1 protein-coding gene and 1 pseudogene are annotated in these 999 nt (G+C 74.6%); both read left to right on the top strand.

Features of this window, described 5'->3' with window-relative positions:
* Positions 1-199 precede the first annotated feature (199 nt).
* Positions 200-436: a toxin-antitoxin system HicB family antitoxin gene (locus tag ACFV6I_RS37090; protein ID WP_063347592.1), complete on the top strand. Its 237-nt coding sequence runs from the start codon at positions 200-202 to the stop codon at positions 434-436.
* A pseudogene (locus ACFV6I_RS37085) lies at positions 433-801 on the top strand (fic family toxin-antitoxin system, toxin component); the annotation flags it as partial. The gene ACFV6I_RS37090 and the pseudogene ACFV6I_RS37085, both read left to right, overlap by 4 nt.
* Positions 802-999 lie beyond the last annotated feature (198 nt).

Genomic DNA, 999 nt, shown 5'->3' with positions numbered 1-999 from the left:
TACTGCGCCCCCCCCCCGCGCCGCCCGCGCCCCCCCCCGCGCCGCGCCCCGCGGGGCGCGGCCCCCCCGCCCGGCGTCCGTGCGGGGAACGTCCGTGCGGGGAACGTCTGTGGGGGGGGGCACGTCCGTGGGGGTGGGCGCTCCGTCCGGTGTGCGTGCGCCCTTGTTGTGCTAGCACTTCAGCGCTAGCTTGAGATTCATGGGTAAGAAGCAGCTGAACGTCCGGGTGGACGCCACGACCGCGGAGATGGCCCGGGAACGGGCGGAGCAGCAGGGGATCAGCATGAACCAGTACATCGAGCGCCTGGTCCAGCAGGACATGGGCGAGGCGGGGCGGGCCTTCGTCGACGCCGCCGCCCAGTTCATGAAGGAGTACGAGACGGCCTTCCTGGCCGAGTTCGCGGAGCCGGGCGACCTGAAGGACGTGCGCCGTTGAAGCTGGAGGTCGACCTCTCGTGGCTGCTCATGACCGCCGAGCAGTACACGCCCGGTGACCCGCAGGTCACCGACTACGGGTCGTTGCTCGCGGCCGTCGCCCGGCACCAGGCCGAGATCTTCGACATCGACGTCTACCCCGAACCGCAGGACCGCGCCGCCGCCCTGATGCACCAGCTGATCCGGGTGCCGGCCCTGGAGAAGACCAACGAGCTCTACGCGACCGCCGCCGCCTACGCCTACCTCGTCGCCAGCGGCTGCACCGTCGCCACCACCGCCCGCGAGGTGCGCAGCCTCGCCCGGGCCATCCGGGAGGGGCGGCTCGGCGTGTCCGGGGTCGCCGAACGGCTGGCGGGGTGGGTCGTCGACGAGGCAGAGGGGGAGGGCGTCAGCGGGGCGGAGGACGAGGGCGCCGACGGCACGGGGGGGGGGCCGGCCCGGGCGCGGGGGGCGGGCGCGCCGAGCGGGGGGGGGGCCGGGCTGCCGGGACACCGCCCGCACGACGTGCTGCAGCGGCTCTACGAGTTGGGCTCGCTCGGTTACGTCGAGCGGCACGGCGCGCAC

It is taken from the genome of Kitasatospora sp. NPDC059803 (genome assembly GCF_042732255.1).
Lineage (GTDB): Bacteria > Actinomycetota > Actinomycetes > Streptomycetales > Streptomycetaceae > Kitasatospora.
The sequence above is the reverse complement of the archived record's forward strand: the minus strand, read 5'-3'. Positions and strand labels throughout refer to the sequence as shown.